This window comes from Micromonospora craniellae (genome assembly GCF_014764405.1).
Classification (GTDB): domain Bacteria; phylum Actinomycetota; class Actinomycetes; order Mycobacteriales; family Micromonosporaceae; genus Micromonospora; species Micromonospora craniellae.
Genome location: NZ_CP061725.1, coordinates 4298154 through 4324370, shown reverse-complemented (window position 1 = coordinate 4324370; position 26217 = coordinate 4298154). Strand labels below are relative to the sequence as shown.

Below are 26217 nucleotides of genomic sequence, written 5' to 3'. Positions count from 1 at the left end.
TCATGTCCACACCTCGTTTCGCTCCACCGGCACCCGGGGGAGCGGTCGGAAGATCCTGCGTCGGCATCGTCACCACGGTCCGGTCACTCATAGCGGATCCTCGGGTCGAGCACGGCGTACAGGAGGTCGACCAGCAGGTTGGCGACCAGGACGACCAGCACCAGCATGGTCACCACGCCGATCACCACCGAGGATTCCCCGGTACGCGCGGACATCGTCACCAGCCGGCCGATGCCCGGCACGTTGAAGATGGTCTCGGTGACCACCGCGCCGGCCATCGCGGCGCCGATGTCGACGCCCAGGAAGGTGATCACGGGGATCAGCGAGTTGCGCAGCGTGTGCACACCGATGACGCGCTTCGTGGTCAGGCCCTTGGCCTTCGCCGTGCGGACGTAGTCGGCCCGGATGTTCTCCATGATGCTGGTCCGGGTGAGCCGGGCGGTGACCGCCAGCGACGTCGCGCCGAGCACCATGCCCGGGATGATGAGACTCGCCCAGGGATAGTCGGGCTTGAAACCGGGGCTGAACACGCCGGTGGAGATCACGTCGGGGATCCAGCTCTGGCCCCGCAGCACGTTGCCGAACTCGACGCCCACGAACTCCCGCACGATCAGACCGAGCACGAAGATCGGCACCGAGATGACGAAGACCGTGCTGATCTTCACCGTGTAGTCTGCGAAGCTGCCGCCCCGCAGACCGGCGAGCACACCGGCGGCGATACCCACGACCGCCTCGAAGACGATGGCGATGACCAGCAGCTTGAGCGTGAACGGAATGGCGTCCGCCACCAGGTCGGTGACCTCGCGCTGGCGCAGGTTGATGCCGAAGTCGAAGTTCAGGAAGATGCCCTGCAGTCGGTCCAGGAACATCCCGAAACAGGGGTTGCCCTTCTGGTCGAGGCAGGGGTCACCGTAGCCGAGGCGCTCGGTGATCGCCTCCAGCAGCGCGGGCGACGGCGTCCGGTCCCCGAACAGCGCCCGGACCGGGTTCCCGCTGAACTGGATCGCCAGCGAGGTCAGGTAGTGGAGCAGGAACATGGTGCCCAGCACGGTGGGGATGAACTGGAGCAACCGTCGAATGACGTAGCGCCCCATGTCGGGGTCTCCTCTCGGCGCTGACGTGGCGGCAACGATCACCCTGGTGGGGAGACCGTTGCCGCCACGTCGTGTTACGGCAGGATCAGGCGGTTGAAGCTCAGTTCTGCTTCAGCGAAATCGCTGCGTAGTCGGCGTCCGAGACGGCGTTCCAGACGAACTGGTCGACGTTCTCGCTGTAGAGGGCACCAACCTTGTTGAACCACATCGGGATGACCGGCAGGTCCTCACCGACGAAGTCCTCCGCCTTCTGGTAGGACGGGATCGCGGCCTGGATCGAGTCGGCCGAGTCACCCTCCTTCATGGCGGCGTCGAACTCCGGGTTGCTGTAGCCCGAGTTGTTGCTGCCTGCGCCCGTGCCGTACAGCGGGTAGAGGTAGGTCTCCATGAACGGGTAGTCCGGACCCCAGCCGAGGCGGAACCCACCGGTGAACTTCTTCTGGTCGGCGGTCTCCAGGTACTCGGCGAACTGCAGGTTCACCCGCAGCTCGTAGTCGATGCCCAGGGCCTCCTTGATCTGGTCACCGACCGCCTGCAACCACTGGTCGTGGCCGGCACCGGCGTTGGCCCACAGAATCAGCTTCTCGCCGGCCGGCCAGCCGCCGGCCTCGGCGAGGAGCTGCTTGGCCTTCTCGACGTCCTTGGTGCAGTACTTGCAGACGTCGTTGCGCGCGCCCTCGAAGGTCGGGGCGACGAAGCCGGTGGCCGGGGTGAACCGGCCGTCGAAGACGGCGTCGATGATCGACTGCCGGTCGATCGACAGCGAGAGCGCCTGGCGGACCCGCTTGTCCTTGAAGTTGTCCTGGTACACCGGCATACCGACGTAGGTGAAGCTGTCACCCGGCTGCTCGTGCATCCGGTCACCGTAGGTGGCCTTGGCCTCCTTGTACCGGGCCGGCGGCACGGTGTACAGCACATCCAGCTCACCGGCCTGGAAGGCGGCGTAGCCAGCGTCGATGTCGGCGAAGATCCGGTACTCGATGCGGTCCGGCTTGCCGGGCTCGCCGTTCCAGCTGTCGCTGCGAACCAGGTTGATCGCGACGTTGCGCTGCCAGCTGCCGTCCATCTTGTACGGCCCGTTGCCGATCGGCTTCTCGCTGCACGCCAGGATGTCGGCGACACACGCCTCGGCCATCGGGAAGAAGCCCGGGTAGCCGACCGTGGTCGGGAAGCCGGAGAACGGGGCCTCCAGCTCGACGGTGAAGGTGGTGTCGTCGACCTTCTTGAGGCCGGACAGCTCCTTGGCCGCCGGCTCCGGGGCCTTCTGCGGGCCGTCGCCGTCCGGGTCGGTGGACTGGACGTCCTTGATGCCGGCGATCCGCTTCATGAAGTAGCCGTTGTTCTGGCCGTTCGGGCTGTAGGCCGCGAAGTTCCAGGACCGGATGAAGGAGTCGGCGTTGACCGGCTCGCCGTTGTCAAAGGTGTAGCCGCTCTTGAGCTTGATCGTCCAGAGCTTCTGGTCGTCCGACTCGATCGACTCGGCCAGGTCCATCTCGACCGCCGAGCTCTCGGCGTTGTACTTGACCAGGCCGCGGTAGAGCGAACGGATCACGTACAGCGACGGCTCGTCGTCACCACCGGACGGCGTCAGGAACGCCGGCTCGGAGTTGTAGACACGCAACGTACCGCCGGACTGGCCGGCCGAGTCGTCGTTGTCGTCACCACCGCCGCCACAGGCGGTGGCCAACATGGCGGTGGCGGTCGCCGCGACCGCCACCTTCAGGAATTTCCCGCGCATGGGAGTGCCTCCTCAGGGCGCTCGGCTCACGAGGGGGTTGTGAGGTGCCTGCCACTGTGACACCCGATGCGCCCAAGCCGAAAGGCGTGTTATCAACCCGATACCCGCCCGGGACGGCGTCGACATCGACCCGGAGCACTCTCCGAGCCGCCCGACAGGCATGCTATGAGCTGCCCGTCAACGGCTTTTTCGCGCCCGAAACGCCGGTTTCCGGCGCGGCCCGGACATCCTGCAGCATCCACCAGGAAGCCTGAGGTGAACCCCGCCACGCCGCCCCGAATCCTAACCGAAAGGACGATGCCAATTCCAGACGGGAGACCGAGCCAGTTGCTCGGGTGATCGTCTGCCGTGGGCCTGCGCCCGCCCCGTTCGCTCACACCAACCGGCGGTCCGCCGCCCAGCGGGACAACTCGTAGCGGTTGGACATCTGGAGCTTGCGCAACACGTTCGAGACGTGGGTCTCGACCGTCTTGATCGAGATGTACAGCTCCCGGGCGATCTCCTTGTACGCGTACCCCCGGGCCAGCAGCCGCAGCACCTCGCGCTCGCGGTTGGTGAGCTGGTCCAGCTCGGGATCGGTGACCGGGGCGTCGGGGCGGGCCGCGAAGGCGTCCAGCACGAACCCGGCCAGCCGGGGGCTGAACACGGCGTCGCCGTCGGCCACCCGCCGGATCGCCGCGGCCAGCTCGTCCGGCGAGATGGTCTTGGTGACGTAGCCCCGGGCGCCGGCCCGGATCAGCCCGATCACGTCCTCGGCGGCGTCGGAGACGCTGAGCGCCAGGAACCGCACCTGCGGGTGGCTGCGCCGCATCGCCTCCAGCACCGCACGACCGCCCCCGTCGGGCATGTGTACGTCGAGCAGCACCACGTCCGGTTCGGTGGCCGCGATCCGGCTGACCGCCTCGGACACCGTGCTCGCCTCGCCCACCACCTCGACGTGCGCACCCAGTTCGGCGCGTACCCCGGCGCGGAACATGGCGTGGTCGTCGACCAGGAACACGCGCAGCCGCTCGGGTCCGGCTCCCGTCGGCTCGGCCGGTGGCGTCGACTGCTCGGTCATGATCTGTCCCTTTCCGCCGTGGCCGAGTCCCGACTGATCGGCAGGATCAATCGGACCTCGGTCCCCTCCCCCGGCCCGGAGCGGATCTCCGCCCGGCCGCCGTGTCGCTTCATCCGCCCGATGATCGAGCCCCGCACACCGTGCCGGTGATCCTCCACGGTATCCGGATCGAAGCCCGCCCCCCGGTCCCGTACGAAGACGCTGACCTGGTCGGGTTCGACCTCGGCGTACAGCGAGACGGTCTGCACCCCGGCGTGCCGGGCGGCGTTCACCAGCGCCTCCCGGGCTGCGGCGACGATCGCGCCGACCCGTTCGTCGGTGTCCCGGTCACCGACCACCACGGTCTCCACGGTGATCGCGAAGGTGTCCTCGACCTCGGCCGCGGCCTGCTCCAGGGCGGCGGCGAACCGTTCGGTGGGCGACGCCGTGGGCTTGTAGAGCCAGTTGCGCAGCGAGCGCTCCTGGCCCCGGGCCAGCCGCTGGACGGACTTCACGTCACTGGCGTTGCGCTGGATCAGCGCGAGGGTGTGCAGCACCTGGTCGTGCACCATGGCCGCCAGTTCGGCCCGCTCCTGTTCCCGGATGCGGCCCTCGCGCTCCGAGCGGAGCTGGTTCCACGTCCGCCAGAGCACCGGCGCCGCCACCACCCCGACACCGGCCAGGCCGACCAGCGCGAAGATCACGCCGTTGACCACGGCGTCGAGGTTCTGCGCCGGGGAATAGACGGCGGCGACGCCGATGATGCCGACCGCGACCAGCACCCCGCCGCCGACGAAACGGAGCACGAAGGCCCGCCGGTCGCTCTCCTCCACCACCGCGCCGAGCCACGGCACCGGCAGCGACTCGCCCCACTGCCGTCGCCGTTCGGGGGTGGACTGATGCCAGATCACGCCGGCCCCGACCGCGATGATCGCGACCAGCCAGCCGGCGGTGCCCGCGGCACCCACCGAGTCGAAGACCATCATCTGCACCAGCAGGACACACAGCCCGATCGCCACGAACGGCAGCAACTGACCGAACTCCCGCCGGGGCGGTACGGCGGTGTCTCCCGGACGCACCGGCACGACGGCCCAGAAGGCCGCGTAGAGCAGCAGGCCGAGCCCGCTCAGCCCGAGCAGCACCATGAAGGCGACCCGGACCCGGAGCACCGGAACGCCGAGGTGCTCGGCGATTCCGGCGGCCACCCCGGCGGCCATCCGGTGCTCCGGGGCGCGGTAGAGGCGTGGCGGTCCACTGACGGTGCTGATCACGTACTCCCTGGTCAGGACGGGTCGCTCCGTCGAGGAGACGGTTCGATGGCGCTGGGTCGATCGTCACACGCGCGGTGGTCGGCCGACCACGGGGACGCCCCGGACATTGCCTATCCGCCGATCTCAGGGTGGCGTCAGGGTCGTCTCCGGAGGTCGCTCGGGCCCGTGGCGCAGCAGTATCGAGACATGACCGACGACGCTGCTCAGCCGCACCGGCCCGGGCCCACGGAGAAGACGCCGGGGCAGGGTGCGTCCGAAGCACCGGACGCCGTCCAGGACGCTCCCGGCACACCACCACCAGCGACGGGGGCGACGGCCTGGGACGCGACGGCTCCGCCGGTCGGCACGCCACCACCCGCCGGGCCGGGGGGGTCGGGCGGGTCGGCGTACTCCGGTGGCCCGTCGGCGGCCCCGCCGCCCGGCGGGACCGGTGCCGCACCGCCACCCCCGCCGCCGGACGGCACCTGGCCGCACTTCGGCGGTGCCGGATTCACCTCGCGGTACGGGTTGGTCCGTCCCCGCGACGGCCGCTACCTGGCCGGCGTATGCGCCGCAGTGGGTCGCGCCACCAACACCGACCCCGTGTTGTGGCGGGTGCTGCTCGCGGTGCTCGGCTTCTTCGGCGGCATCGGCATCCTGCTCTACGTCGCCGCCTGGTTGATCATTCCGGGCGAGGGTGACACCGCCTCGCCGGTCGAATCCATGCTGGGTCGGGGCCGGTCCAGTATGTCCCCGGTGACCGTGATCGTGCTCAGCATCCTGGTCGCGATCAGCTTCGGCTTCATCGTCACCGACGCCTTCCGCGCGGTGTTGCTCGGCGCGGCGATCCTGGTCGGCGGGGCGTTGCTGCTCAACCGTCACCAGCAGCGTGGCCCGCAGCCGGCGGGCGGTTCGGCCGGAGCACCGGCGGGGCCTGCCAGACCGCCCGGCCCGGTGCCGCCGGTGGGCTACCCCGGCCCCGCCGGTTATCCGCCGCCGTCCGGCGGATTCGGCCGTACCGCCCCGGCGTTCGCCGCGCCGGCCGCCTTCCACGCGCCCGCCCCGGCCCCTTGGGCGGCACCCGCTCCGGCCGGGCAGACCGCGCAGCCGACCCGGCACCTGCCGCCGACACCGCCGTGGCCGTCCATGGGCGCTCCGACGTCACCTCTGGTTTCGCCGACCGCCCCACCGCAGTCGCCGGCCTACCGTGCCCCGTTCGCCCCGCACGGCCCGTACGCCGGGCAGAGCCCGGTGGCACCGCCGCCACCCATGCCCAAGCCGCCGAAGAAGCCGCGTGAACGTTCCGCTCTCGGTGCGGTGACCTTCTCGTTGATCTTCGTTGCGCTGGGTGTGGTGGGCGTCCTCGACCTGCTCGACGTCTTCAGCGTCGGCGCCTCGGCGTACTTCGCGGCGGTCCTCGCCGTGATCGCCCTCGGCCTGCTCGTGGGCACCTGGTTCGGCCGGGCCCGCTGGCTCATCGCCCTCGGCCTGGTCGCCTCCGCCGCGCTGGCGGTGGCCACGGTCGCCGAGTCGTACGACCGGGTCCGTGGAGTGGACGGCACCGTGACCTGGGCGCCCGCCGACCACCGCGACCTCGCGGTGCGGTACGAGCAGAGCTTCGCCGACGCGGTGCTGGACCTGCGCGCGGTCGACTTCGACCAGAAGGACACCGAGATCACCGTGGTCATCAACTTCGGCGAGGCCACCGTGGTCCTCCCCCCGAACGTGGACGTGACGGCCAACGCTCAGGTCACCGCCGGTGACGCCAAGGTCTTCGGTCAACGTGCCGGCGGTCTGGACAACCGGCTCACGGAGATCGTCGACCTCGGCGCGGACGGTGCCGGTGGCGGGAAGCTCCGCCTCAACCTGCACGTCAATGCCGGACACATGGAGGTGACCCGGTGAGGGTGCATCGCACGGACCTGGTGTCGTTCGCCTTCGGGCTGCTCTTCCTGTCGCTCGCCGCCTGGTGGCTGCTGGCCCAGGTGCTCGGCCTGGTCCTGCCTCCGGTGGGCTGGTTCCTGGCGGGCGGGCTGATCCTGGTCGGGGTGCTCGGCCTGGTCGGTGCGCTGCGGTCCAGCCGACACAGCGACACGTCGGCGGCGACCGGGGCCACCGAGGCCGCCCCGCCCGCCCCGGACGGGCCGTCGACCACCGACCCGGACACTCCCACGGCACCCGCCGCCTGACCATGCGGTGCTTGTCGTCAGCCGCCTATGCTGGCCGGTGTGCTCCCGCCATCGCCGGCCGGTCCACGCCGCAGGGCGTCCTGCGCTGGCCGCCGGCTCGCGCGGGCCGTCCGTTGCGGGTCCGTCCCGCCGCTGGCGGTGATCTCGCGACAGTCGCCTCTACCTCGTCAGGAGCCTGTTCGACATGACCCAGTCCCCCGCCGTGCGTGTTCCCGGCCGGTCCGGTCCGGTCCGCCTCGGCGAGCGTGCCGCCCGTACCCTCGTCGCCGAGTTCGCTCGGATCAACGACCCGAAGGCCGCCCTGCTGGTGGGCGCGGCCCCGGAGTCCGCTGTGCTGGCCGCGGCGATCGACGCGCTGCTGCCCGGCGACACCCTCACCCTGGTGCCCACCGAACAGGTCAGCGCGACGGCGCTGCGGGAACACGTCACCGCCCAGGGATGCTGGGTCGCCGACCGGGTCCGGGTGGTGGACAGCCTCACCGAGGCCGAGCCCGCCACCGTGGTGGTCGCCGGTGAGCCGTTCGTCGGCACCGCGGACGAGACCCGGAGCGCCGTCGAGGAGCTGACCAAGTACCTGGCCGACGGCGGGGTGCTCACCGTGGCCACCGCGGTGGGCCGGACCGCCGGCGCGGCCGCCGAGTTGGAGCGGCAGGGCGCGCTGCACGGCGTCGGTGCCGACCTGGTGCTGCGCAACTCGCCGCCGGTGCGCGTCTACCGGCTCCGCTTCACGCCGGCCGACGCCGCGTCGGCGGAGCGCCTCGCCCCCGCCTACCGCCCGTCGAGCGTGCCGCTGACCCGCGACATGCACATCGACTCCAACGGTGTGGCCGCCGCCGGCATCGCCCTCGGGCTGGCCGCGCTGACCCGGCTGGCCCGGCCGAAGTCGAAGCTCTGGCTGCTGCCCGCGCTGGCCGCCGCACCCGTGGCCGCCTTCTTCCGTGACCCGGAGCGGGACGTGCCGGAGGACCCGTCGGCCGTGGTGGCCGCCGCCGACGGCGAGGTGCTGTCGGTGCAGCGCCTGCACGACGAGCGCTTCGGCGACGGCGAGTTCCTGCGGGTCGCGGTCTTCCTCTCGGTGCTCGACGTGCACGTCAACCGCGCCCCGGTGGCGGGCAAGGTGGTGGACTACTTCGTCGCCGACGGCGGGTTCGTCAACGCGATGAAGCCGGACGCGGAGCACAACGTGGCCGCGTACACGGTGTTGGACACCGCGCACGGCACCGTCGTGGTGGCCCAGCGGACCGGCCTGATCGCGCGACGGATCGTGCAGCGGGCCCCGATCGGCGCGCTGCTGGCCCGGGGCGAGCGGTTCGGCCTGATCCGGTTCGGTTCGCGTACCGACGTCTACCTGCCGGCCGAGGCCGCCGAGCCGCTGGTCGGGCCGGGCGACAAGGTCGTCGGCGGGTCCAGCGTCATCGCCCGCTGGCGCTGACCGGCGAGAGAAAGGGGCGCCGCGGTCGAGAACCGCGGCGCCCCTTTCTGCGATGTCGGGCAGGTCAGATGGTGCGGCGCTGCCGAAGCCAGAGCACCGGCCCACTGACCAGGTAGCCCACCACGATCAGACCGAAGGTGACCCGGATGTCGATCAACGCGCCGAGCACCGGGGCGACCCAGACCCACGGCGGCAGCTTGACCAGCCGCGCGAGCTTCGCGTACGGGAAGCTGCTGACCATGGTGAAGGCGAGCAGCGCGACTCCGGCGACCTGCACCACACCGGGCACCGGCAGGCCGATCACGACCATCAGGGCGAGCACGGCCGCCGCCATGGTGGTCGGCACGCCGCAGAAGAACCGGCCGTCCTTGGGCGAGACGTTGAACCGGGCCAGCCGGATCGCGGCGCAGGCGGCCACCAGTGCGGCGGCCACCCCGGCGGCGGCCGTCGGCACCTCACCGGCGAGCGAGGCGTAGACCACCACCGGCGCGGCGAGACCGAACGAGCACATGTCGGCCAGCGAGTCCATCTGCGCGCCGAAGTGGCTGGAGACCCCGAGCTTGCGGGCCAGCGCGCCGTCGAGGCCGTCGAAGGCGACGCACGCGATGAGGAGCAGGGCGGCCAGTTGTACGTCGCCACGCATGGCGACGAAGATCGCGGTGATACCCAGCAGCAGGCTGGCCAGGGTGCAGGCGTTGACCAGGGCGAACTTCACCCGCCGGCCCATCGTCTGCTCGCCGGGGAGCAGCGGGATCGGTGTCGCCGCGGGCTCGTCCACCATCGGAGCCGGCACGACGGTGGGGCTGACCGGGGCGATCGTCTCGATCCGTGTGCGGTGAAACCGCTGCAGGCCGTACCGGCGACGCGGGCGGTCCTGGTACCTCGGCTCGGGCAGCACGTCCGCCGTGCCGCCCACCTCCACACCTCGACGACCGACGCGGACCAACAGGACCTGGCGGGCGAGACTGCCGCTGCGGCGCAGCGGGCCCGTCCAGTTGCGCCCGGCGGGACGCGGGCTGTCAGTGGTACGACGCCGGCGCCATGGGGCTCTCGGCACGCTTCCTCCATCACCGGATCGCTGGCCGCCACCAGGGGCCGGCGTCCGGCTCTCTCGTGCCGGGTCTCTTCGACCCGGCAGCCGTTTTGCGGAGTACACCATTGCATAGGGGGATGGGGATTGGCGATAGCTACCGTCGGTACTTATATCTGCCCGAACCGCGCAAACCGCCGTCTTATTCCCATCCCGGACTTCCTGCCCGATTTTGTCGTCAGCCCTACCCCGACTGTACCGGAGGCCGTCATGACCGGCCCGGTGAGCGCAGGCCCGGACGGCACCGCGACGAGCGTCACGCGAGTGCGGCGAGCGCCTCCGAGGCGATCTCCGTCAATGGGAGTTCTTGCAGCTCAGAAATGGTGAACCAGGCAGAGTCAGCGGTCGAGCCACCGGCCAGTTCGGTCACCTTGGGTACGGTCGGAAGATCGACCAGGACCCGGTAGACGACCCGGACCCCGTGCCAGTCGAGCGGATAGCCCTCCGGACCCAGCGCGGCCGGATTGTGCAGATTGTCCACCACGATCAACTCGGTCACCCGACCCAGTTGGCCGGACTCCTCGACCAGTTCCCGTAGCAGCGCGGTGACCGGCTGTTCGCCATGATCCGTACCGCCGCCGGGCAGGTGCCAGCGACCGGCTCCCGGATAGCCGTCCGCGATCAACGACAGCAGCACCCGACCCGCCGGATCGGTGACCACGCCGTACGCCCCGAAACGCTGCCGTCGACGGGCGTCGGAAGGCGGGAAGGGCGCCGTACGGCGCAGCGCCTCCGGCGGCAGCGGGACGACCGGCAGGCCGAGCGCCTCGGCGGTGAAGGGCAACAGCGGCAGCGCGGACGCCTCGGCCGAGGTGAACCAGCCGGCCAGGTTGGTGGTGCCGGCGGGCTCGGCCCGCAGCAGCCCACCCAACGGGGTCACGTCGAACAGCACCCGGTCGGTGTGCAGGGCCACCCCGAGATCCGGGTACGGCGTCACGTCCGCGACGACCGCCCGCAGCCCGGTCACCTCGACGGCCAGGCCGGTCTCCTCGGCGACCTCGCGGACCACCGCGTCGACGGGATGCTCGGCGTGCTCCAGGCCGCCGCCGGGCAGCGACCACACCACGGGGAAGTCCGCCTCCGCCGAGCCCCGCACCAGCAGCGCCCGGCGCTCGGCGTCCCGCAGCACCCCGTACGCCCCGACCCGCCGCACCTGTTCCACGACCCGACCCTAGTGCGGCCAGGATCGATCATGAAGTTGACGGGCGCATCCGCGCTTCTCGCCGCCAACCCCACGACCGTCGGGCGGGTGACGTCAGGTGAGCCGAGCGGCCTGCACGGCCTCCGCCGTGACCTCGGTGAGCCGGTCGGTGGGCAGGGCACCCAGCTCGTCCCGGGCGAACCAGCGGGCCTCGCAGGTGGAGCCGCCGACGTCGGCGACGGTGGGTGGGGCGGGCTGGTCCACCACGACGCGGTAGAAGGCACGCACGCCGTGCCAGTCGATCGGATAGCCCTCCGGGCCGAGCGAGGCGGCGTCCCGGTGACTGGCGACCCCGAGCAGCTCGACCAGCCGCCCGGTCTGCCCGGTCTCCTCGACCAGCTCCCGGATCAGCGCGGCGCCCGGCTGCTCGCCGTAGTCGGTGCCGCCGCCGGGCAGGTGCCAGCAGCCCGCACCCGGGTAGCCGTCGGAGACCCGGGTCAGCAGCACCCGCCCGTCCGGGTCGGTGACGACGGCGTACGCGGCGAAGCGCTGTGCCCGGTGCAGCCCGTCCGGGCCGGGCACCGCGTAGAAGGAGGGGAACTCCGGCGCCTCGTCGGGGACGATGTCCGCCGAGGAGGCCGGCAGCCCCAGCGCGCGGGCGGTGAAGGAGCGCAGCGGCAGCTGCCGCGCCTCCTCCCGGGTGAACCAGCGGGCCAGGTCGGTCGGCCGGTCGACTCGGTCGATCAACGAACCGCCCCGGACCGAGACCTGGTAGAGCAGCCGGTCGGTGTGGATGGTGATGCCCCGTTCGGGCAGGGCACGCATGTCGGCCAGGACGTCCTGGAGGCCGGACACGGCTACCGACAGGCCGGTCTCGGCGGCGGTCTCGCGGACGACGGTGTGGTGCGGGTCCTCGCCGTGGTCGACCGCCCCACCGGGCAGGGACCATGTGCCGGGTGTGCCGGAGCGCTCCGATGCGCGGACCAGCAACACTCGGCCTACCGAATCAGCACAGACTGCATATGCCGCGATCCTGCGAAGCGGCTCCAGCATGGTGGTCACGGAGCCAAATTCTCCCCGTGACCGGTTACCACTGCGGAAAAGAGTCGGATTCCTGACTGATCACTCGCCCCTGAGGGATAGGTCAGGGTAAGGCTCCGGGCCATCACCGAGGTCGATGCGCGCCGTGAGGCGGAACGTGGAGACATGACTTCCACATCTCAGGCCCCGTACAAGCAGTTGCGTCGCCCGACCACCGACCGAATGATCGCCGGCGTGGCCAGCGGCGTCGGCCGCTACTTCGCCGTCGACCCCGCCCTGGTCCGCGTCGGCTTCGCCGTCGTCACGCTGCTGACCGGCGGGGTCGCCGCGCTCGCGTACCCGGTCATGTGGTTCCTGATGCCGGAGGAGCCGGCCGGCGCGCCGGCCTGGCCGCACCCGGCGGGCACGGCGCCGTACGCCGCACCGCCGCCCGGACCCACCGGAGGCCCGCCGCACCCCGCCTGGCCCTTCCCCGGCCCCGGAGGGACGCCCACCGGCCCGGTGGCAGCCCCGCACGAGGCGCCACCGGCCCCGCACACTCCGCAGGCCCCGGACGGTCCGCACGCGGCGTCCGCCCTGCCGGAGCCGCCGGTCGCCCAGCCGGAGCCACTGGTCGCCGAGCCAGGGCCGGAGGCCGGGCCACAGCCGGCCTCCGGAACGGCGCCTCAGCCGCCGGACCGACCGGCAGCCTGAGGAGTCACTCCCACTCGATGGTGCCCGGTGGCTTGCTGGTGACGTCCAGGACCACCCGGTTCACCTCGGCCACCTCGTTGGTGATCCGGGTGGAGATCCGCGCGATCACGTCGTAGGGCAGGCGGGACCAGTCGGCGGTCATCGCGTCCTCGCTGGAGACCGGGCGCAGCACCACGGGGTGACCGTAGCTGCGCCCGTCGCCCTGTACGCCGACGCTGCGCACGTCGGCCAGCAGCACCACCGGGAACTGCCAGACGTCGCGGTCCAGCCCGGCGGCGCTGAGCTCCTGTCGGGCGATGAAGTCGGCCCGGCGGAGCAGGTCCAGCCGCTCCTGGTCGACCGCGCCGATGATCCGGATGGCCAGGCCGGGGCCGGGGAACGGGTGCCGCCAGACCATCGCCTCGGGCAGGCCGAGCTGGAGGCCGAGCGTGCGGACCTCGTCCTTGAACAGCGTGCGCAGCGGCTCGACCAGGGCGAACTTGAGGTCGTCGGGCAGCCCGCCGACGTTGTGGTGGCTCTTGATGTTGGCGGTGCCGGTGCCGCCACCGGACTCGACCACGTCCGGGTAGAGCGTGCCCTGCACCAGGAACTCGACGTCACCGTGCGCGGCGACCTCCCGGGCGGCGGCCTCGAAGACCCGGATGAACTCCCGGCCGATGATCTTGCGCTTCTGCTCCGGGTCGGTCACCCCGGCCAGCGCACCGAGGAACCGGTCGGCGGCGTCGACCACCTTGAGCTTGATGCCGGTGGCGGCGACGTAGTCCTTCTCGACCTGCTCGGCCTCGCCCGCGCGCAGCAGGCCGTGGTCGACGAAGACGCAGGTGAGCTGGTCACCGACGGCCCTGTGTACCAGCGCGGCGGCGACCGCGGAGTCCACGCCGCCGCTCAGACCGCAGATGACCTCCTTGTCGCCCACCTGCTCGCGGATCCGGGCCACCTGCTCGTCGATGATGTTCTCGGGAGTCCAGGTCGGCTCGATCTCGGCGATCTCGTAGAGGAAGCGGGTCAGCATCTCCTGCCCGTGCGCGGTGTGCCCCACCTCGGGGTGGAACTGCACGCCGGCCCGCCGACCGGCGAGGTCCTCGAAGGCGGCGACCGGCGCGCCTGCCGACTCGGCGGTCACCGTGAAGCCCTCGGGCGCCTCGGTGACGCAGTCGCCGTGGCTCATCCAGACCGGCAGGTCGGCCGGGAGGTCGCGGAGCAGCACACCCGGATCGAGCAGGCGGGGCCGCAGCGGGGTGCCGCCGTACTCGCGGTTGCCGGTGCGGGCCACCGTGCCGCCGAGCGAGCGGGCCATCGCCTGGAACCCGTAGCAGATGCCGAAGACCGGCACACCGGTGTGGAACAGCCCGTCGTCCACCTGCGGCGCGCCCGGCTCGTAGACGCTGGACGGACCACCGGAGAGGATGATCGCGGCCGGGTTCCTGGCCAGCATCTCGGCCACGGGCATGGTGTGCGGGACGATCTCGGAATAGACCCTCGCCTCGCGTACCCGGCGGGCGATCAGTTGGGCGTACTGGGCACCGAAGTCGACCACGAGGACAGGACGCGGCAGGCTCATGTGCACGAAGCCTACCGACAGTCACCGGTCGGCCCGGCTGCGCCCTGCGCGGTCCCACCACCCGTCGGGCGGGCGGCATCGACGAACCAGCGCAGCGCGGCGACGCCGCCGCCGAAGCCCGACCCGATCACGGCCACGTCGTACCGCATGCACGCATCATTACTCGTGAGTAGATCTCGCGCCAGGCGCGGTTTCGCGCCATCATGCAGCGCACCCGACCGCCGTGGGCCCGACGCGTGCCACGACGCCGTCCCGGACGCCTGCGGACCGGTCGGACGTGACCCCGGGTCCGCCGCGTGGCGGTGGCCCGGCAACGCAGGAGGAGGCGGGGGATGGCGTTCGGAGGAGACCGCAGACGGCTGACACTGGCGGTAGCCGGCCTGGTCACGGTGGCGGTGGTGGCCGTCGGCGCGGTGGCGGTGGCCCGGACGGTCTACGACGACCGTGCGCCGGCCGCCGCGCCCACCGACGTCGCCACCTCGCCGACCGCGTCGCCCAGCCCGGTCCCGAGTACGCCCCCACCGGGCGCCGACATCACCGGCCCGCTCAACCTGCTGCTGGTCGGCATCGACACCCGGGTCAGCGTGCCCGACTGGCAGCCGAACGCCGACGCCGTCCTGATGCTGCACGTCCCGGCGGGGTTGTCCCGTGGGTACCTCTTCTCACTCCCCCGCGACCTGCTGGTGGACATCCCGGCGTTCCCGGCCGCCGACTACCGGGGTGGACGGACCAAGCTCACCCACGCGATGAGCAACGGCAGCCGGGTCCCGGACCGACCGGACAGGCCCGACCCGGCCCAGGGGTACGAGCTGCTGCGCCGCACCGTCAGCGAGTTCACCGGCCTGCGCATCGACGCGGGCGCGGTGCTCACCTTCGGCGGCTTCGACAAGCTGGTGGACAGCCTCGGCGGGGTGGACATCCACGTCGACCAGCGGGTCGTCTCCCGGCACCGCCAGCCGGACGGCAAGCACCGCAAGCCCGGCCCCGGCGTCGGCGGCTACGTCGGACCTCGGATGGTCTACGAGCCGGGTGACCAGCACCTCAACGGCTGGCAGGCGCTTGACTACGCACGCCAGCGCTACCTGCCCGGCGGCGACTACACCCGGCAGCGGCACCATCAGCAGCTCGTCCGCGCCTTGATCGGCAGGATCCTCGCCGACGACCTGGCCCGGCAGCCGCAGCGGGTCAAGCAGGTGGTCGCCGCGCTCGGCGACGCCATGGTCTATGTCGGCGGGCGGCGGATCGTCGAGTTCGCGTACGCGCTCAGCACGCTGTCACCGGACACGCTAACGCTGGTCGGCCTGCCCGGGACGTCGGTCGGCCGGGGCGGCAGGTACCGGGGCGAGGAACTGACCCCCGTCGGTCGCCGGTTCCTGACCGCGCTACGCGAAGGGCGGGTGGACGCGTACCTCGCCGAGCACCCGACGCTCACCGTGCCGGGCTGAGCAGCGCTCGGCGTCCGTCGCCCGCCGCCGCCTGTCGCCCGCCATCTGCCGTCTTGGCGCCTGGCAGGCAGGGCGTTCTATGGCAGGCCGGGCGGGGTGGCGCCGGTGAGCCAGGTGTCGAAGAAGGTGCCCAGCGACCGTCCGGAGACCCGCTCGGACAGGGCGACGAAGTCACTGGTGGTGGCGGTACCGTCCCGGCGTTCCGTGGTCCAGGAACGCAGGATCTCGAAGAAGGCGTCGTCGCCCACGGTACGGCGCAACGCGTGCACCACCAGCGCCCCGCGCTTGTAGACGGCGGTGCTGAACATCTGGCCCGGACCCGGGTCGAGGGTGGGCCGCGACCAGTCCGTGTCGGCGTACTGGAGTTCGAAGCTGCGCTGGGCGGTACGCCCGCCGTCGTGCTCCGCCCACAGCCACTCGGCGTAGCTGGCGAAGCCCTCGTTGAGCCAGATGTCACCCCAGCGGGCCAGCGCCACGCTGTTGCCGAACCACTGGTGGGCCAGCTCGTGCGCGACCACCGCGTAGTTCGGTTCGCCCTCGCGGAAGAAGCCCGGCCCGTAGACCGGCCGCGACTGCGTCTCCAGCGCGTACCCGATGCGGCTGTCGTCGACCACCACCCCGCCGTACGCCTCGAACGGGTACGGCCCGAAGCGGCCGGCCAGGAAGTCGGCGATCTCACCGGTGCGGGCCAGGGACCGGGCCTGCGGACCGGTGGCGGGCATCCCGGTCGGCACGGCGGTGACCAGCGGCCTACCGCCGTGGGTGCCGGTGTCGACCCGGTAGTCACCGATCACCAGGGTGGTCAGGTAGCTCGCCATCGGCGACCGCTCGGCCCACCGCCAGGTGGTCCAGCCGTCGGCGCTGGTCCGCTCCCCCGGCACCCCGTTGCTCAACGCGGCGAGGCCGTCCGGGACGGTCACCTCGATGTCGTACGTGGCCTTGTCGGAGGGGTGGTCGTTGACCGGGAACCAGGTCGACGCCGACCGGGGCTGACCGAGCGCGATCGCGCCGTCGTCGGTGTGCTGGAAGCCGCCGCTGCCCAGCAGGTTGTCGGCGATCGGCTGCGGCACACCGGCGTACGCCACCTCGACGGTGAACCGGCTGCCCTCGGGGAGTCCCCGGCGCGGGGTGACGGTCAGTTCGCCGTCGGCGTGCCGATGCTGCGCCGGTGTGCCGTCCACGGTGACCGTGTCGACCGCCAGCCCGGTCAGGTCCAGGTTGAAGCGGGACAGCCCGTGGGTCGCGGTCGCCCTGACCTCGGCCCGGCCGGTGAGCCGGTCGTCGGCCGGGTCGTAGCGCACCGCCAGCCGGTAGTGGTCCACGTCGTACCCGCCGTTGCCGCTGCCCGGCACGTACGGGTCGGCCAGGTCGACACTGCCCGCCCGGAACCCGTCCCGGTCCGCGGCTTCGCGGTCCCCCGTGCAGCTGACCAACCCGACCGCGGCCACCACGGCCACCGCCCCAGCCCGCCACCGCCGCCCCGAACCCCTGCTCATCCGCCAGAGCCTACCGCCGCCTGCCCTGTCGATCATGGAGTTGTGGCGGTGGCGAACCACTCGAAACCAGCACAGGTCGGGTGCCAGAACTCCATGATCGACGCAGTGGCCGGGGTCAGCGGTCCAGGACCAGGCCCACGCGCTGGAACTCCTTGAGGTCGCGGTAGCCGCACTTGGCCATCGCCCGGCGCAGGCCGCCAAAGAGGTTGAGCTGGCCGTCGGGCTCGTCGGCGGGGCCGAACAGGAGGCGCTCCATCGAGCCCAGCGGCTCACCGGCCACCTCGAACGCGCCCCGGGGCAGCGACGGATGGCTGGCCGCCGAGTGCCACCAGGCGCCGCCGGCCGGCGCCTCCGCGCAGAGCGACAGCGGCTCACCGAGCATCACCGCGTCCGCCCCGCAGCCGAGCGCCTTGGCGATGTCACCGGAGGTACGGATGTCGCCGTCGGCGATCAGGTGCACGTACCGCCCACCGGTCTCGTCCAGGTAGTCCCGGCGGGCCGCGGCGGCGTCGGCGATCGCGGTGGCCATCGGCACCCGGATCCCGAGCACCGACTCGGTGGTGGACCACTCGTCCCCGCCGATGCCGACGATCACGCCCGCCGCCCCGGTCCGCATCAGGTGCAGCGCGGTCTTGTAGTCGGTGCAGCCGCCGACGATGACCGGCAGGTCCAGGTCGGCGATGAACTCCTTGAGGTTGAGCGGTTCGTCTGTGGTCGAGACGTGCTCGGCCGAGACGATCGTGCCCTGGATGACCAGCAGGTCGACGCCCGCGTCGAGGATGACCGGGGCCAGCGCCAGGGTGTGCTGCGGGGACACCCGGACGGCCACCGTGCTGCCGCCCTCCCGCAGCTCGCGGACCCGCTCGGTGATCAGGTCGGGCCGGATCGGCTCGGCGTACACCTCCTGGAGCCGCTTGGTGGCGCGGGCGTCCTCGCCGAGGTCGGCCAGTTCCTCCAGCACCTTGGCCGGGTTCTCGTACCGGGTCCACAGCCCCTCGACGTTGAGCACGCCGAGGCCGCCCAGCTCACCGAGCCGGACCGCCGAGGCCGGGCTCATCGTCGCGTCGGAGGGGTGCCCGACACAGGGGATGCCGAACTGGTACGCGTCGAGCTGCCAACCGGTGGAGACGTCGTCGACGTCCCGGGTGCGGCGGCTCGGCACGATCGCGATGTCGTCCAGGTGGTAGCCGCGCTGCGCGGTCTTGCCCAGCCCGATCTCGACCACGTCACGCATGGGGACTCCAGATGTCTTCGGGGGTGGAGGGGGTGTCAGCGGGTGTGGTAGTTAGGTGCCTCGACGGTCATCTGGATGTCGTGCGGGTGGCTCTCCTTGAGCCCGGCCGCCGTGATCCGGATGAGCTGACCGCGCTCGTGCAGCTCGACGATGCTCTCCGCGCCCGCGTACCCCATCGCCAGCCGCAGGCCGCCGACGAGCTGGTGGGCCACCCGGGCGAGCGGCCCACGGTAGGGAACCTGGCCCTCGACGCCCTCCGGGACCAGCTTCTCGTCGCTGGTCACGTCCTGCTGGAAGTAACGGTCCTTGGAGTACGACTTGGCCTGGCCCCGGGACTGCATGGCACCGAGCGAACCCATCCCGCGGTACGCCTTGAACTGCTTGCCGTTGACGAAGATCAGCTCACCCGGGCTCTCCTCGCAGCCGGCCAGCAGGCTGCCGAGCATCACCGTGTCGGCGCCGGAGACCAGCGCCTTGGCGATGTCGCCGGAGTATTGGATGCCGCCGTCGCCAATCACCGGCACACCGGCCGGGCGGGCCGCGCGGGCGGCCTCCATGATCGCCGTGATCTGCGGCACGCCGACGCCGGCCACGATCCGGGTGGTACAGATGGCACCCGGGCCGACGCCCACCTTGACGCCGTCGGCACCGGCGTCGACCAGGGCCTTCGCCCCGGCGTAGGTCGCCACGTTGCCGCCGACGATATCGATCGCGACGTCCTTCTTGAGCCGGTTGACCATCTCCAGCACGGCCCGCTGGTGACCGTGCGCGGTGTCCACGATGATCACGTCGACCCCGGCGTCGACGAGCGCGCGGGCCCGCTTGTACGAGTCCTCGCCCACACCGATCGCGGCGGCCACCCGCAGCCGGCCCGCGTCGTCCTTGGTGGCGCTCGGGTACTGCTCGCTCTTGGTGAAGTCCTTCACGGTGATCAGGCCGCGCAGCTTGCCGGACCCGTCGACGATCGGCAGCTTCTCCACCTTGTGCTGGCGCAGCAGGTCGAGCGCGTCCTCCTTGGTCACCCCGACCGGCGCGGTGACCAGCGGCGCGCGGGTCATGATGTCGCGGACCGGAGTGGCCGGGTCGGAGACGAAGCGCATGTCACGGTTGGTGACGATGCCGACGAGCTGGCCCTGGCCGTCCACCACCGGCACACCGGAGATGCGGTATCGCCCGCAGAGCTGGTCGACCTCGCGCAGCGTGTCGTCGGGGCTGGCGGTGACCGGGTTGGTGATCATGCCGGACTCGGAGCGCTTGACCAGGTCCACCTGGAGCGCCTGGTCCTCGACCGAGAGGTTGCGGTGCAGGACGCCGATGCCGCCCTGGCGGGCCATGGCGATCGCCATCCGCGCCTCGGTCACCGTGTCCATCGCGCTGGACAGCAGCGGGATGGAGAGCGTCACGTTGCGGGTCAGCCGGGTGACGGTGTTCACCCGGCTGGGCACCACGTCCGACTCACCGGGCTGGAGCAGTACGTCGTCGAAGGTCAGCCCCAGCGGCACCACCCGGGCGGAGCCGGCCGGCAACTCGGGCAGATGGCCGCCCAGCTCGCCACCCTCGGTGCCGGCGAAAAGGTCGGAACGGGGCGAATTCTCCACGATTGCTCTCCTGAGCTGGTCGAACGGGGCTTCAGCGAAGTGGCACGGGTGGGCACCGGCGAGCGCCGGGCGAGGGTGCGTCAGCCCCATCGTACCCAGCCGCCGGGGCGGCGCCCGCGTCCGGCGGCCCGCCCGGCGGGGTGGCGGCGACCTTGGGGGTACGTCGGCTCGCGCGAAGGGGGACAGGCGTCGGACGTGCCTTGGGTCTACGGTGAGGGGGTGCACGACGAGCCCATCGATCCGTTCACCGGCGATCCGACCGACCCGTCGGCCGATCTGGACGGCCCCGGTCGCGACGCCCCGCTCGACCCGCTGACCGATGTCGAACGCCAGGACGTGCTGGAAGACCTCGCCGATCTGGAGATCTACCAGGCGCTGCTGGCGCCGATCGGCGTACGCGGGCTCGTCATCGAGTGTGAGGACTGCCGGGAACCGCACTACTTCGACTGGGACCTGCTCCGGGGCAACCTGCGCCACCTGCTCAGCTCGGGCCGCCCCCGGGTGCACGAGCCGGCCTACGACCCCGACCCGGACCACTACGTCACCTGGGACTACGCCCGGGGTTACGCCGACGGGGTGCACGACACGCTCAGCGAGGGCACCGAGGACGAGTCCGCCGGCCGGGACTGAGCGCAGTCCGGCCCTTCGGTTCAGGCGACCAGGCCGGCCCGGAAGCCGGCAGCCACCGCGTGCGCCCGGTCCCGGGCGCCCAGCTTGCGGAACAGCCTCCGAGCGTGGGTCTTCACGGTGTCCTCGGAGACGAACAGCTCGCGGCCGATCTCGGCGTTGCTCTTGCCCTCGGCCATGCCGAGCAGCACCTGAAGTTCCCGTTCGGTGAGGCCGACGGTGGGCCGGTCGGCCCGTGCCGGGGCGGCCTTGCCGGTCTCGGGGGCGGCGTCCGGCTCGGCCGGGTCGTCGCCCCGCTGCACCGGCACCATCGCCGGGCCACCGGCGGCGTCCCCGCCCGGCCAGGCCGACGCGGCCTCGCCGGTGGTGGGCCGGGTGCCGGGGGCCGGGCGGCCGGGGCCGCCGACGGCGGCGGTGTCCCGTGCCGGGTCGGCGATCCGGGGCCGGTTGGCCCGACCGGAGGCGGCCAGCAGCAGCAGCGCCTTGGCGACCGCGCTGGTGAGATCGTGGTCCACGCCCTGGATCAGTCCGCGTGCACCGGCGCTGATGGTCGCCGCCGCCGCCTCGGACTCCTCCGCGCCGAGCAGCAGCACGCTGGCCTGCGGCGCGCGGGCCAGGACCCGGCGGACGAAGCCGGCGCTGTCGGGCCGGGTGATGGCGGTGTCGGCGAGCACCACGTCGGCGGGGCGCTCGGCGAGCCGCAGCATCACCTCCGGATCGGAGACCGCCGTCCGGACCGCACCCGACAGTCCCAACCGCGCTGCCGCGGAGGTCAGGTGCTGCGCCGCGAGCGGCGTCCGAACGCACACGAGAACCGTACGCACTGTGATCTCCTCTCCGCACACGAGCAGACCATGACCGGGTGTGGTCGGGAGGGGGTTCCCGGCAACTCTTCTAACTTTTCCGACAGATAGTGCATATGCCCCAATCCGCCAAAGCTTTTGGATCACACACGTGTGAGCCGAGAAGGGGTTGGGTACCGAGGGCTCAGGCCGGGAACGGTGCGCCTGCGCGGCCCGCCGCCCGGACAGCCGGCCACGAAGTATCTCGCGGTGCCGCGCGAGAGGAGGGGTGCAAGATGTCGAACGTACGTAGACTGCCGGGACCCATCATCGACCTGTGGGACTGGCAGCGGCTCGGCTCCTGCCGTGGCCGCGACAGTGCCCAGTTCTTCCACCCCGACGGCGAGCGCGGATCCTCCCGGCTCCGGCGCGAGTCCTCCGCCAAGAACGTCTGCCGCGCCTGCCCGGTACGCGCCGAGTGCGCCGCGCACGCGCTGGCGGTGCGGGAGCCGTACGGCGTGTGGGGCGGGTTCAGCGAGTCGGAGCGGCTGCGCCTGCTCGCGGTCGGCTGGGAGGACCTCGCCGACCGTCGGCAGACCCGGGTCGACGTCAACCGGCTGGAGGCCCGCCTGGGCAGCTCCCACAAGTCGACCCTCCCGGCCCAACGCAACGTCGCCTGACCGAACGGCCCCGACGTCGCGCTCCCGCCCCCGGAAGCGCGGCGTCGGCCTTTGCGTCAGAAGCGCGGCGTCGGTCTGTGCGTCACTCGACCGTCAGGGTGACCGAGTGCCAGCCCGTCGCGCCGTCCGGTGCCACGCCCCGCCGCTGCTCGGTCTGCGCCTCGCCGGCGGCGTCGGTCGCCCGGACCTGGAGGGTGTGCTCGCCGGGCGTCGCCTCCCACCGCCAGGACCACTGCACCCAGGTGTCCACCGAGGCCGTCGGCGCCAGCTCCGCCTCCTGCCAGGGCCCGCCGTCGACGCGTACCTCGACCCGGCGTACGCCCCGGTGCTGCGCCCACGCCACCCCGGCCACGGTGACCGGGCCGGCGGCCGGACGGTTACGCGGGCGGGGCGTGTCGATCCGCGACTGCGTCTTCACCGGCCCCTCGGCCGACCAGCCCCGTGGTACCCAGTACGCGTCGAAGTCCGCGAAGCTGGTCAGCTCCAGCTCGGTGATCCACTTGCACGCCGACACGTACCCGTAAAGGCCGGGCACCACCATCCGGGCGGGGAATCCGTGCGCCACCGGCAGCGGCTCGCCGTTCATGCCGACGGCGAGCAACGCGTCCCGCCCGTCCCGCAGCACCACCGTCGGGGTGCCGCAGGTCCAGCCGTCCACCGAGCGCCCGACCACCTGGTCCGCGCCGTCGAGCGGCTGCACCTCGTCGAGCAGTTCCCGGAGCGGTACGCCGAGCCACCGCGCGTTGCCGATCAGGTCGCCGCCGACCTCGTTGGAGACGCACGCCAGCGTCACGTACCGCTCCACCATCGGCCGGGCCAGCAGGTCCGCGAAGCTCAGCGTCACCGGGTTGCGCACCCGGCCATGGATGCGCAGCCGCCACGTCTGGGGATCCACCTGCGGCACCACCAGGGCGGTGTCGATGCGGTAGAAGCGCCGGTTCTCGGTGACGAAGGGCGCCACGCCCGGCACCTGGAGGTCGACACCGGCGGGTAGCGGCGGCGCGGCGGAGACCGGGGCGGGCAGCCTGATCGCAGCCCGGGCGTCGGCGACACCGCGCCGGCCGGCCCACCACCGCCCGGCCGCACCGCCGACGACGGCCACCCCGAGCACCGCGCCGACACCGGTGAGGAACCGCCGCCGCGACTCCGGGTCGGCACCACGCTGCGGACCCGCCCCGTCCGGCGCGGATGAATGCTGCGGTCCCGCCGCTGCCGGCGCAGGTGAATGCTGCGGCCCGGCCTCGGCCGGCTCATGTGCACGCTGCGGTCCGGCCTCGTCCGGTCCGGGTGGACGCTGCTCGGTCGGCGGGGACCAGGGCCACGGGTCGAGTTCCAGCGGCCCGGCGACGAACGCCCAGAGCGTCACGCCGCCGACCAACGCGCCGACCAGCGGCGGCAGCACGTCCAGGCCGTCCGCGCCGGCCCGGGTCAGCGCCGCACCGGCACCCAGTGCGGCGAACGCCGCGATGCCGGCCAGGCCCACCACCAGGCGGCGGACGGCCAGCACGCCCAGCAGGGCGGCGAAACCGGCCAGCAGCACCCCCGTCCCGACCAGCAGAGCGATCTTGTCGTACGTGCCGAAGACCGCGATCCCGAACCGCTTCACCGGCTCGGGGGCCGCGTCCACGACCAGCCCACCGACCGCCACCAGCGGGGCGGAACGGGGGCCGGTCAACACCGCCACCACTTCGGCGGCACCGATGGCCGCCGCTGCGGCGGCGACACCGGCCAGGGCTGCGTACCGGGGCGTCGTACTGCTCACCGGTCCAGTGTTTCCGACCGTACGCCCGATCGGTAGCCACCTCGACCGAGCGTGACCGGGCCGGAACGCACGCGGGGCGCACCGTCGTCGACGATGCGCCCCGCGTCCAGGTCCGGCAGGGGTCAGAAACCCGGGCCGTGCTGGTGGCCGTGCCCGTGGCCGTGACCGCCTGCGGCGGGCTCCGGCTCCTTCGGCTTCTCCACCACGAGGCTCTCGGTGGTGAGCAGCAGACCGGCGATCGACGCGGCGTTGGTGACCGCGTTACGGGTCACCTTGACCGGGTCGACGATGCCCGCCTTGGCCAGGTCGACGTACTCGCCGACGGCGGCGTCCAGGCCGGTGCCCCACTCCGCCGCGACGACCTTCTGCACCACCACGTAACCGTCGTGGCCGGCGTTCTGGGCGATCCAGCGCAGCGGCTCGACCAGCGCCTTGCGCACGATCGAGACGCCGACCTTCTCGTCACCGGTGAAGCCCAGGTCGTCATCGAGCACCGGCAGGATCTGGGCCAGGGCGGCACCGCCGCCGGGGACCGTACCCTCCTCGACCGCAGCCTTGGTCGCGGCGATGGCGTCCTCGATGCGGTGCTTGCGCTCCTTCATCTCGACCTCGGTGGCCGCGCCGACCTTGACCACCGCGATGCCGCCGGAGAGCTTGGCCAGCCGCTCGGCGAGCTTCTCCCGGTCCCACTCGGAGTCCGACGCCTCGATCTCCTTGCGGATCTGGGCGACCCGGTCGGTGACCTCGGCGGACTGCCCGCCACCGTCGACGATGGTGGTGTTCTCCTTGTCGACCACGATGCGCCGGGCGGTGCCCAGCACCTCCAGGCCGACCTGGTCGAGCTTGTAGCCCAGCTCGGGCGCGACCAGCTCGGCACCGGTGAGGATCGCCATGTCCTGGAGCATCGCCTTGCGGCGGTCGCCGAAGCCGGGAGCCTTGACCGCGCAGACCTTGAGGGTCTTGCGGATCGCGTTGACCACCAGGGTGGACAGGGCCTGACCCTCGACGTCCTCGGCGACGATCAGCAGCGGCTTGTTGTTCTGGAGGACCTTCTCCAGCAGCGGCAGCAGCTCCTCGATCGCCGAGATCTTCTGCGTGGTGATCAGGATGTACGCGTCCTCCAGGACGGACTCCTGCGACTCCGCGTCAGTGACGAAGTTCGGCGAGATGAAGCCCTTGTCGAACTGGAGACCCTCGGTCACGTCCAGCTCGGTGTGCAGGGCGGAGCCCTCCTCGACGGTGATCACACCGTCGCGGCCGACCCGCTCCATCGCCTCGGCGATCAGCTCGCCGATGGTGGAGTCCTGCGCGGAGACCGTCGCGACGTGCGCCACGGCCTTCTTGTCGGCGACCTCGACGGCCTTGCCGAGCAGCGCCTCGGAGACCTTCGCGGAGGCCGCGTCGATGCCCCGCTTGAGGCCGGCCGGGTTGGCGCCCGCGGTGACGTTGCGCAGACCCTCGCGGACCATGGCCTGCGCCAGCACGGTCGCGGTGGTGGTCCCGTCGCCGGCGACATCGTTGGTCTTGGTCGCCACCTCCTTGACCAGCTGCGCGCCGAGGTTCTCGTACGGGTTGGTGAGCTCGATCTCCTTCGCGATGGTCACGCCATCGTTGGTGATCGTCGGCGCACCGAATTTCTTGTCCAGGACGACGTTGCGCCCGCGCGGCCCGAGGGTGACCTTGACCGCGTCCGCGAGCGCGTTGACACCGTGTTCCAGCAGGTGCCGGGCGTCGTCCGAGAAGCTCAGGATCTTCGCCATGAATGTCCCTTCGACGCGACGTTGCCCCGGCCCGGCGAGCCGGACCGGGGCAACGTCACTGATCGGTTGGTTACTTCTCGATGACCGCGAGGACGTCGCGGGCGGAGAGCACCAGGTACTCCTCGCCGGCGTACTTGACCTCGGTGCCGCCGTACTTCGAGTAGAGAACGGTGTCGCCGACGGAGACGTCGATCGGCACGCGGTTGCCCTTGTCGTCGATCCGGCCGGGGCCGACAGCGAGGACGGTGCCCTCCTGCGGCTTCTCCTTGGCGGTGTCGGGGATCACGATGCCCGAGGCGGTGGTGGTCTCGGCCTCGTTCGCCTGGACCACGATGCGGTCCTCGAGCGGCTTGATCGCAACCTTGGTCGCGGTAGTCACGGGCATACCCTCCTGGGGTACTTGGTTTCGTTGCCGGTCAGCACGCCGACCGGCGTCAATTGCCACATGCCACCGGGCGGGGCCGTCGTCGCGGGTGCCGGTCCGCCTGGCGTTCAACCCCCGGGCACCAGGGCCCGGACGTTGGCACCCTCAGGGTGAGAGTGCTAATCGCAGGTTATTCCTCGG

At 71.9% G+C, this 26217-nt stretch carries 23 protein-coding genes; 7 read left to right on the top strand and 16 right to left on the bottom strand.

Translation table 11 applies throughout. From position 1 onward, the window contains the following. Positions 1-83 precede the first annotated feature (83 nt). The 4 genes from ID554_RS19650 to ID554_RS19635 form a co-directional block, all read right to left on the bottom strand. Positions 84-1094 (bottom strand): ABC transporter permease, encoded by a 1011-nt coding sequence (locus ID554_RS19650; RefSeq protein WP_117226155.1) that lies wholly within the window; start codon positions 1092-1094, stop codon positions 84-86. Between the two features lie 100 nt (positions 1095-1194). Further along, positions 1195-2832, bottom strand: coding sequence for a peptide ABC transporter substrate-binding protein (locus ID554_RS19645; RefSeq protein WP_117226156.1), 1638 nt, complete (start codon positions 2830-2832; stop codon positions 1195-1197). A 373-nt stretch (positions 2833-3205) separates the two neighbouring features. Further along, complete coding sequence (locus ID554_RS19640; protein WP_117226157.1) at positions 3206-3892, bottom strand: response regulator; 687 nt, start codon at positions 3890-3892, stop codon at positions 3206-3208. Beyond that, positions 3889-5157: an ATP-binding protein gene (locus ID554_RS19635; protein ID WP_117226158.1), complete on the bottom strand. Its 1269-nt coding sequence runs from the start codon at positions 5155-5157 to the stop codon at positions 3889-3891. The genes ID554_RS19640 and ID554_RS19635 overlap by 4 nt, the downstream gene beginning before the upstream one ends. A gap of 171 nt (positions 5158-5328) precedes the next feature. Between ID554_RS19635 and ID554_RS19630 the strand changes: the two genes are divergently transcribed. From ID554_RS19630 to ID554_RS19620, 3 genes are all read left to right on the top strand, one after another. After that, complete coding sequence (locus ID554_RS19630) at positions 5329-7026, top strand: PspC domain-containing protein (protein ID WP_117226159.1); 1698 nt, start codon at positions 5329-5331, stop codon at positions 7024-7026. Next, on the top strand, positions 7023-7310 hold the full coding sequence (locus ID554_RS32800; RefSeq protein WP_117226160.1) for a hypothetical protein: 288 nt from the start codon (positions 7023-7025) through the stop codon (positions 7308-7310). The genes ID554_RS19630 and ID554_RS32800 overlap by 4 nt, the downstream gene beginning before the upstream one ends. A 184-nt stretch (positions 7311-7494) precedes the next feature. Then, complete coding sequence (locus ID554_RS19620; RefSeq protein ID WP_117226161.1) at positions 7495-8742, top strand: phosphatidylserine decarboxylase; 1248 nt, start codon at positions 7495-7497, stop codon at positions 8740-8742. A gap of 64 nt (positions 8743-8806) precedes the next feature. Here ID554_RS19620 and ID554_RS19615 read toward each other — a convergent pair whose 3' ends face one another. The 3 genes from ID554_RS19615 to ID554_RS19605 form a co-directional block, all read right to left on the bottom strand. After that, on the bottom strand, positions 8807-9724 hold the full coding sequence (locus tag ID554_RS19615; protein WP_117226450.1) for a CDP-alcohol phosphatidyltransferase family protein: 918 nt from the start codon (positions 9722-9724) through the stop codon (positions 8807-8809). Positions 9725-10088: 364 nt separating this feature from the next. Beyond that, positions 10089-10994 (bottom strand): NUDIX hydrolase, encoded by a 906-nt coding sequence (locus ID554_RS19610; protein WP_117226162.1) that lies wholly within the window; start codon positions 10992-10994, stop codon positions 10089-10091. 93 nt (positions 10995-11087) lie between these two features. Continuing rightward, complete coding sequence (locus ID554_RS19605) at positions 11088-12035, bottom strand: NUDIX hydrolase (RefSeq protein ID WP_117226163.1); 948 nt, start codon at positions 12033-12035, stop codon at positions 11088-11090. A 144-nt stretch (positions 12036-12179) separates the two neighbouring features. Between ID554_RS19605 and ID554_RS33150 the strand changes: the two genes are divergently transcribed. Further along, entirely contained in the window at positions 12180-12707 is a 528-nt protein-coding gene (locus ID554_RS33150; protein ID WP_117226164.1) for a PspC domain-containing protein, read from the top strand. A gap of 4 nt (positions 12708-12711) precedes the next feature. Here ID554_RS33150 and guaA read toward each other — a convergent pair whose 3' ends face one another. Together guaA and ID554_RS19590 are read right to left on the bottom strand one after the other, a co-directional pair. Further along, positions 12712-14268, bottom strand: coding sequence for a glutamine-hydrolyzing GMP synthase (guaA, locus tag ID554_RS19595; RefSeq protein ID WP_117226165.1), 1557 nt, complete (start codon positions 14266-14268; stop codon positions 12712-12714). A gap of 11 nt (positions 14269-14279) precedes the next feature. Beyond that, positions 14280-14417: a hypothetical protein gene (locus ID554_RS19590; protein ID WP_191088584.1), complete on the bottom strand. Its 138-nt coding sequence runs from the start codon at positions 14415-14417 to the stop codon at positions 14280-14282. A gap of 183 nt (positions 14418-14600) precedes the next feature. Here ID554_RS19590 and ID554_RS19585 point away from each other — a divergent pair, with 183 nt between their 5' ends. Further along, complete coding sequence (locus tag ID554_RS19585; RefSeq protein WP_117226167.1) at positions 14601-15713, top strand: LCP family protein; 1113 nt, start codon at positions 14601-14603, stop codon at positions 15711-15713. 77 nt (positions 15714-15790) lie between these two features. On the opposite strand, the gene ID554_RS19580 is transcribed toward ID554_RS19585, so the two are convergent. The 3 genes from ID554_RS19580 to guaB form a co-directional block, all read right to left on the bottom strand. After that, positions 15791-17209: a M1 family metallopeptidase gene (locus tag ID554_RS19580; RefSeq protein WP_117226168.1), complete on the bottom strand. Its 1419-nt coding sequence runs from the start codon at positions 17207-17209 to the stop codon at positions 15791-15793. A 115-nt stretch (positions 17210-17324) separates the two neighbouring features. Further along, complete coding sequence (locus ID554_RS19575) at positions 17325-18443, bottom strand: GuaB3 family IMP dehydrogenase-related protein (protein WP_117226169.1); 1119 nt, start codon at positions 18441-18443, stop codon at positions 17325-17327. Between the two features lie 35 nt (positions 18444-18478). Next, positions 18479-20041, bottom strand: a complete 1563-nt coding sequence (guaB, locus tag ID554_RS19570) for an IMP dehydrogenase (RefSeq protein ID WP_117226170.1) — start codon at positions 20039-20041, stop codon at positions 18479-18481. Between the two features lie 219 nt (positions 20042-20260). Here guaB and ID554_RS19565 point away from each other — a divergent pair, with 219 nt between their 5' ends. Then, positions 20261-20671, top strand: coding sequence for a DUF5319 domain-containing protein (locus tag ID554_RS19565; protein WP_117226451.1), 411 nt, complete (start codon positions 20261-20263; stop codon positions 20669-20671). A gap of 20 nt (positions 20672-20691) precedes the next feature. Here ID554_RS19565 and ID554_RS19560 read toward each other — a convergent pair whose 3' ends face one another. Further along, positions 20692-21492, bottom strand: coding sequence for a helix-turn-helix transcriptional regulator (locus ID554_RS19560; RefSeq protein ID WP_117226452.1), 801 nt, complete (start codon positions 21490-21492; stop codon positions 20692-20694). A gap of 254 nt (positions 21493-21746) precedes the next feature. On the opposite strand from ID554_RS19560, the gene ID554_RS19555 reads away from it, so the two are divergent. Next, a complete protein-coding gene (locus ID554_RS19555) occupies positions 21747-22130 on the top strand; it encodes a WhiB family transcriptional regulator (RefSeq protein ID WP_117226171.1) in 384 nt (127 codons plus the stop codon). Positions 22131-22212: 82 nt separating this feature from the next. Here ID554_RS19555 and ID554_RS19550 read toward each other — a convergent pair whose 3' ends face one another. The 3 genes from ID554_RS19550 to groES form a co-directional block, all read right to left on the bottom strand. Next, entirely contained in the window at positions 22213-23892 is a 1680-nt protein-coding gene (locus ID554_RS19550; RefSeq protein ID WP_117226172.1) for a molybdopterin-dependent oxidoreductase, read from the bottom strand. 122 nt (positions 23893-24014) lie between these two features. Beyond that, positions 24015-25652, bottom strand: a complete 1638-nt coding sequence (gene groL, locus ID554_RS19545; RefSeq protein WP_117226173.1) for a chaperonin GroEL — start codon at positions 25650-25652, stop codon at positions 24015-24017. Between the two features lie 70 nt (positions 25653-25722). Further along, entirely contained in the window at positions 25723-26037 is a 315-nt protein-coding gene (gene groES, locus ID554_RS19540) for a co-chaperone GroES (protein ID WP_089155197.1), read from the bottom strand. Positions 26038-26217 lie beyond the last annotated feature (180 nt).